The 4,726-nt window shown below is 71.8% G+C and carries 3 protein-coding genes; all 3 read right to left on the bottom strand.

What is annotated here, in order from left to right; all coding sequences use genetic code 11:
- Positions 1 to 82 precede the first annotated feature (82 nt).
- The 3 genes from ACZ60B_RS33320 to ACZ60B_RS33310 all read right to left on the bottom strand — a co-directional run bounded on the left by ACZ60B_RS33320 (position 83) and on the right by ACZ60B_RS33310 (position 4,528).
- The gene (locus tag ACZ60B_RS33320) at positions 83 to 589 is read right to left on the bottom strand and encodes a hypothetical protein (RefSeq protein ID WP_469393687.1); all 507 of its coding nucleotides are present in this window, start codon (positions 587 to 589) and stop codon (positions 83 to 85) included.
- The gene (locus ACZ60B_RS33315; protein ID WP_469393685.1) at positions 573 to 2,183 is read right to left on the bottom strand and encodes a multicopper oxidase family protein; all 1,611 of its coding nucleotides are present in this window, start codon (positions 2,181 to 2,183) and stop codon (positions 573 to 575) included. The genes ACZ60B_RS33320 and ACZ60B_RS33315 overlap by 17 nt, the downstream gene beginning before the upstream one ends.
- Positions 2,184 to 2,539: 356 nt before the next feature.
- Positions 2,540 to 4,528, bottom strand: a complete 1,989-nt coding sequence (locus tag ACZ60B_RS33310; RefSeq protein WP_469393683.1) for a fibronectin type III domain-containing protein — start codon at positions 4,526 to 4,528, stop codon at positions 2,540 to 2,542.
- Positions 4,529 to 4,726 lie beyond the last annotated feature (198 nt).

The raw sequence follows: 4,726 nt of genomic DNA, 5'->3' as shown, positions 1-4,726 counted from the left end.
CCCGCCCCCCCCCCCCCCCCCCGCGGGCGCGGGGGGGGGGGCCCGCCCCCCCCCCCCCCCCCCCCCCCCCGCCCCGGCCCTGTCATCCCAGCAGGCCGGTCAGCCTGAGCGTCCACACCACCGCCCCGATGACGAGGAGTCCGTCGACGGCCCAGGACCGCCCGCGGCCGGACAGGGCACGCACCAGGCACGGCAACGCGGCGAGCCGCAGGAACAGCGCCACCGTCGCCAGCGGATCGGCCCGCAGCGGCTCCTCGCCCGGCCCTAGGCTCATCGCACCGCTGCGTACGGCGACGGCCTGAAGACCGATCAGCAGACCCAGTACGAGGACCGCGGACAGGATCCCGGCCGTGCGCCGAGAGACCCACACCCGCCGGACGAGGGCGAGCTGGACGACGGCCGCCGCCAGGAACGGCAGTGACACGGCCAGGCCGTCGGCCAGGTTCTGCTGGAAGACCACCAGGTCCCCGGCGGCCGCGGCGACGCAGAGCAGCGCGCCGAGGCGGCGGTCCGTGAGATACCGGCCGGACCGCGGGTCCGGCACCGCCGCGGCCGCCTCGGCGGGGAGCGCCTCAGCCGACGGAGTCATCGTCGTATCCCAGTACCGTCGGGGCGGGGCAGGCCGCGGCGGGCGCCGCGTACACCGGGTGGTGCGCCTCGGCGGGCGGCCCGACCCGGAACTGGGCCATCATGTCGTGGTCCTCGTGCACCAGGTTGTGGCAGTGGATCATGTAACGCCCGGTGTTCGGGCCGAACTTGACCACCATGCGCACGGTCTCGTTCTCGCCGACGTACACGGTGTCCTTGCCGCCGAGTTCCCACGGCGACGGCGCCGCGCCGTTGCGGTCGAGGATCTTGAAGTCGACCAGGTGCACATGGACCGGGTGCCACCAGCCGCCGGACTTGTTCACGAACTCCCAGATCTCGACGTCCCCGAGCCCCGGATCGGCCCAGACGTACTCGTAGTTCGAGGCGATCACGTCCGTCCAGGTCTTGCCGTTGACGGTCCACATGCCGTCCGTGCGGATGAACTCGAACCTGCGGGTCTTCTTCGCCATCGCGGCGGTCAGGTCCATCGCCGGCGCGTTCGGGTTCAGCACGTCCGGGATGGAGTTGCCGGACAGGTCGGTGGCGTCGCCGGCGACGTCGAAGGCCATCACGTCGCCGGTGGTGTCGAAGTCCTCCGAGTTCGGCACGCCGAGGTTCTTCAGCACCACCCGCTGGCCGACCTTGTACTTGGCGAAGTCGATGATCACCTCGTAGCGCTCGGCGATGCCGTGCCGGTAGCTGGTCGCCGAACGCGGCTGCGGCATCAGGCCCGCGTCGGTGCCGATGAACACGAACGGATCACCGGTGCTCAGCGCGAACTTGAAGCCCCGCGAGATCGAGCCGTTCAGGATCCGGAAGCGGTACTTGCGCCGCTCGACCTTCATCACCGGCCAGGGCCGCCCGTTGACCAGGATCACGTCGCCGAAGATCCCGGAGTGTCCGCCGTCGTCGTACAGGAGCTGTCCGTCGCGGTCGAACATGGCGTCGCGGACGATCAGCGGCACGTCGTAACGGCCGTGCGGGATCGGCAGCGACTGCTCCAGCGCGTCGTGCATCGTGTACATCGCGGCGAGGCCCATGTACGCGTTCTCGGCCGTGTGGTGCACGCCGTGGTCGTGGTACCAGAGGGTGCGCGCGTCCTGGGTGTTCGGGTAGTGGTAGTCCTTGTACTCGCCGGTGCGCGTCACGTCGCTGGCGTAGCCGTCGTACTCGGGCAGCGACGCCGATCCGTGCAGGTGGACCGAGGTCCAGGACTCGTAGCCCAGGCGCGGATGCACCCGGGGCAGCTCGTTGATGTGCCGTACGACGGCCGGCCGGCCCCGGGTGGCCCGGATCGTCGGACCGCCGAACGACCCGTCGTACGACCAGGTCTCGGTCTTCATGCCGGGCAGGATCTCGGTCATGGCACTGCGCATGGTGACGCTGTAGTAGTCGGTGGTGCTCGACCGCTTGACCGGTACGGCCTCGGGCGGCACCGCGAACGGCACGGTGAACGGCTTCGGGAACTTGCTGATCGCGATGCGGTCCGAAGCCGTCTTGGCGCGGACGACGTGTTCGAGCGGCAGGGCCAGGGCCGCCGACGCGAGGACGCCGTACTTCATCAGGTCACGCCTGGACAGCGCGTTGTCGTGCATGTGTTGGGTTCACCCCCATGGTGGGCCGCCTCGACGGCGGCTCGGGCACCCTGCTCTCCCCCATGGAGTCGCGGATGCCCCGGTCTTCTCGGGTTCTCGGTACTGCGTGGTGCGCCGGTCGTGCTCCTCGGCCGTGGGACGGCCCGCGGTGTTCCTGAATGCACCGCTGAGGAGAGGCGACCGGACAGTGGAAAGGCGGGGGCGGCCGGCGGAGGGGGGATCCACCGGCCGCCCGGCCGGGCCGGGGCGGCTGTGAAGTAGGGGCTTCCTCCAACCGCACCGGTCCCGGTGGGCGCCTCGGCGGTCGGCGTTCGCGGGTACGGCGAACGCTCCCCGCCGGGGCGCAGGTCGGACGGCTAGCCGTTCGGCAGGGTCACCTTGTCGAGGACTCCGCCCTTGTCGGACGAGATGTAGACCGGGCTCGGGTTCGTGACCGTGCCGAGGCCGGTGCGCAGGCGCAGGCTCCAGGTGCCGTTGACCGCGCCCGCCGCGGCCGGCTGCACGATCACGTTGGAGGCGAAGACCTGGCCGTTCGGGCCGCCGACGCGCAGTGTCAGCGACGCCCCGGGAATGGACCCGGTGCCTTCGAGCCGCAGGTCCCCGGACTTCCACTTGGCGAGCGTGATCGCGAGCTTGTCGACCGCGGGCACCGCGGGGACGACCTCGACCGGCGCGGCGGAGGCGCCCTTGCCGACCGCGTTCACGGCGACGACCGTCACGGTGTACTTCGTGTCGTTCTTCAGCCCGGTCAGCAGCAGACTGGAGGCACTGGCTCCGGCCGTGGTCGTGACGGGCGCGCCGGAGGCGGGCGTCGCGGTGATCTCGTAGCCCGTGATCGGCGAGCTGCCCGGGTCCTCGGGCGCCGTCCAGCGGACCGTGGCGCTCGCGTTGGAGCCCTGCGCGGTCACCGACTGCGGAGCACCCGGCGCCCTGGTCGTCCCGAACGTGTACTTCTCCAGCCGGGCCTGCGAGGCGTTGCCGGCCTTGTCGAAGGCCACGAAGCGCACGGTCCTGGGCCCGTCGGAGGCCTTCAGCTCGAACGGCGCCTCGTACCGCGTCGCCGCGGGACCGGCGGTACCCGCCTCCAAGGGATCGGAGCCGTCGAGCGTGTAGTAGATGTCCGCGTCCGTCTCGTCGGCGGTGAGGGTGACCATGGTGTCGGCCGTGTAGACCCCTCCGGCGGGCTTCGCCGTGACGGTCGGCGGGGTGAAGTCCCCGGACACGGTGTCGCCCGGCAGCGCGGGCGGCCAGGACTCACCCGCCTCGCCGAAGGACCTGACCTCGATCCGCTTGCCCTCGACGGAGCCCGGCAGGGTCACCGAGGTCGCGTCCGGGTCGTTGACGCGGACGCCGATCTCGCCCTGGACGCCGTTCCTGCTGAGCCGGTCGACGGCGCGCACGGTGTAGCCGAGGATCGGCGCCGTACCCGGGGCCGGCTCGGACGGGGTCCAGCTCACCAGGGTCGAGTCGCCCTCGGCGCGTACCACGACCCCGGTGGGCGAGACCGGACCCTGCTGAACGGCGCCGGCCGGGCAGCCGCCCATCCCGGGTCCGCCCACCTCGCCGAACTCCGAGATCGTCACGCCCTGGGTGTTGCCGTCGGCGTCCTGGTCCTGCCAGGTCGTCACGGTGTACAGGCCCTCGGCCGCGACGGCCGCCGTCTTGTCGCTCAGGAACTCGTACGTGGCCTTGAAGTCACCGTTGGCGGCCACCTCCAGGCCGGACGAGTAGCCGCCCTTCGGCGCGTTCGCCAGGGCACCCGGCACGGCCCGCACGTCACGCCGGGCCACGTCGGTGTTCCGCAGCGCCGGCTCGATGATCCGCTGCTCCAGGAACGACGGGTCCACCTCGGATCCGAGCCGGCCCTGGATCACCAGGGTGGTGGGCGAGGTCAGGGCCCCGCCGGTGATGCCGACGTCGAGGGCCGTCGCGTCGGCGGCCACCGTGCCCCCGAACTTGACCGACACCACGTCGCCGACCCGGATGTCGGGGGTCACCGGAAGGCCGCCGCCGGCGCCCCAGCACAGGCCGCCCGGGTGGTTGACCTCGATGGCCGGGTTGCCCGACGCTATCGAGTCCGCCGAGGCCATCGTGCCGGTGGCCGAACCGATGAGACCGACGTGCGGGCGCTGCACCTCGATGGTCACCTGCTGGCCCGCGTGCTCGGCGAACCCGTCGATCGAGACGAAGTCCCGGTCCGGGAAGATGGTGATGTTGTCCGGGAAGGCCGGAACGGCTGCGTGGGCGGTGACCGGCGCGACCGAAGCACTGATCACCATGCCGGAGATGACGAGGCCGGCGGCGGTGGCCTTCCGCCTTCCCCCGCCCCGCGCGAACTTACTCATGACGACTTCCCCTCCTTGGCCGTGCCCGGACCGAACTGCGCCGGGCGGTCGGCACCGATGAGCGGATCCCAGCGTGTCCAACTCCGCGTCGCCCCGGCAGCCTTGTCTTGGGCACCCGGCCATCCCCAATCTGGAGGGGTCGTCGGTCCGGAGGGTCGTCGCCGCGCAGGACCGCCCGGTCGTCGGTCCGGAGGGTCG

This window comes from Streptomyces sp. NPDC104096 (assembly GCF_055584385.1).
The sequence above is the reverse complement of the archived record's forward strand: the minus strand, read 5'-3'. Positions and strand labels throughout refer to the sequence as shown.